Origin of the sequence: Limosilactobacillus secundus (assembly GCF_020784695.1) — a bacterium.
In the GTDB taxonomy this organism is placed as follows: Bacteria; Bacillota; Bacilli; order Lactobacillales; family Lactobacillaceae; genus Limosilactobacillus; species Limosilactobacillus reuteri_F.
Genome location: NZ_JAJGUA010000033.1, coordinates 1 through 1,958, shown reverse-complemented (window position 1 = coordinate 1,958; position 1,958 = coordinate 1). Strand labels below are relative to the sequence as shown.

The following is a 1,958-nucleotide window of genomic DNA, read 5'->3' as shown; positions in this document are numbered from 1 at the left end:
GTGCATCAACGTCGTTGAGCCAAAGTGAAAGTGCCTCAACTTCACTTAGTCAAAGTGAAAGTGCCTCAACCTCGTTGAGTCAAAGTGAGAGTGCATCAACGTCGTTGAGCCAAAGTGAAAGTGCCTCGACCTCGCTTAGTCAAAGTGAAAGCGCATCAACCTCACTTAGCCAAAGCGAGAGTGCCTCAACGTCGTTGAGCCAAAGTGAGAGTGCATCAACGTCGTTGAGCCAAAGTGAAAGTGCCTCAACGTCACTGAGTCAGAGCGAAAGTGCGTCAACCTCGTTGAGTCAAAGTGAGAGTGCATCAACGTCGTTGAGCCAAAGTGAAAGTGCCTCGACCTCGCTTAGTCAAAGTGAAAGCGCATCAACCTCATTGAGTCAGAGTGAGAGTGCCTCGACCTCATTGAGTCAAAGTGAAAGTGCATCAACTTCACTCAGCCAAAGTGAGAGTGCTTCGACATCCTTAAGTCAGAGCGAAAGTGCGTCAACCTCGTTGAGCCAAAGTGAAAGTGCCTCAACGTCACTCAGTCAAAGTGAGAGTGCCTCGACCTCATTGAGTCAAAGTGAAAGTGCCTCAACTTCACTTAGTCAAAGTGAGAGTGCCTCGACATCCTTAAGTCAAAGCGAAAGTGCCTCGACATCCTTAAGTCAGAGCGAAAGTACGTCAACCTCGTTGAGTCAGAGTGAGAGTGCCTCGACCTCACTTAGTCAAAGTGAAAGTGCCTCAACTTCACTCAGCCAGAGTGAAAGTGCCTCAACCTCACTGAGTCAAAGCGAAAGTGCCTCGACCTCATTGAGTCAAAGTGAAAGTGCCTCGACATCCTTAAGTCAGAGCGAAAGTGCCTCGACATCGTTGAGTCAAAGTGAAAGTGCCTCAACTTCACTCAGCCAGAGTGAAAGTGCCTCAACGTCACTTAGTCAAAGCGAAAGTGCCTCGACATCCTTAAGTCAGAGCGAAAGTGCCTCGACCTCATTGAGTCAAAGTGAAAGTGCCTCGACCTCGCTTAGTCAAAGTGAAAGCGCATCAACCTCACTTAGCCAAAGCGAGAGTGCATCAACGTCGTTGAGCCAAAGTGAAAGTGCCTCAACGTCACTTAGTCAAAGCGAAAGTGCCTCAACCTCGTTGAGTCAAAGTGAGAGTGCATCAACGTCGTTGAGCCAAAGTGAAAGTGCCTCGACCTCATTGAGTCAAAGTGAAAGTGCATCAACCTCGTTGAGCCAAAGTGAAAGTGCATCAACGTCACTTAGTCAAAGTGAGAGTGCCTCGACATCCTTAAGTCAGAGCGAAAGTACGTCAACCTCGTTGAGTCAGAGTGAGAGTGCCTCGACCTCACTTAGTCAAAGTGAAAGTGCCTCAACGTCACTCAGCCAGAGTGAAAGTGCCTCAACCTCACTTAGTCAAAGCGAAAGTGCCTCAACCTCGTTGAGTCAAAGTGAGAGTGCGTCAACCTCGTTGAGCCAAAGCGAAAGTGCCTCAACCTCACTTAGTCAAAGCGAAAGTGCCTCAACTTCACTCAGCCAGAGCGAAAGTACTTCGACATCGTTGAGTCAAAGTGAAAGTGCCTCAACTTCACTTAGCCAGAGTGAAAGTGCGTCAACGTCACTCAGCCAGAGCGAAAGTACTTCGACATCGTTGAGTCAAAGTGAAAGTGCATCAACGTCGTTGAGCCAAAGTGAGAGTGCATCGACATCACTTAGTCAAAGTGAAAGTGCGTCAACGTCACTTAGCCAGAGCGAAAGTGCTTCGACATCGTTGAGTCAAAGTGAAAGTGCATCAACGTCGTTGAGCCAAAGTGAGAGTGCATCGACATCACTTAGTCAAAGCGAAAGTGCGTCAACCTCATTGAGTCAGAGCGAAAGTGCTTCGACATCACTTAGCCAAAGTGAGAGTGCATCAACGTCGTTGAGCCAAAGTGAAAGTGCCTCAACTTCACTTAGTCAAAGTGAAAGTGCCTCA

Annotated in this window: 1 protein-coding gene; it reads left to right on the top strand. The window is 48.1% G+C overall.

Features of this window, described 5'->3' with window-relative positions:
* Nucleotides 1-1,958: serine-rich family protein (locus LMB57_RS05350; protein WP_229278075.1), on the top strand; the 1,958-nt coding region annotated here is incomplete at both ends.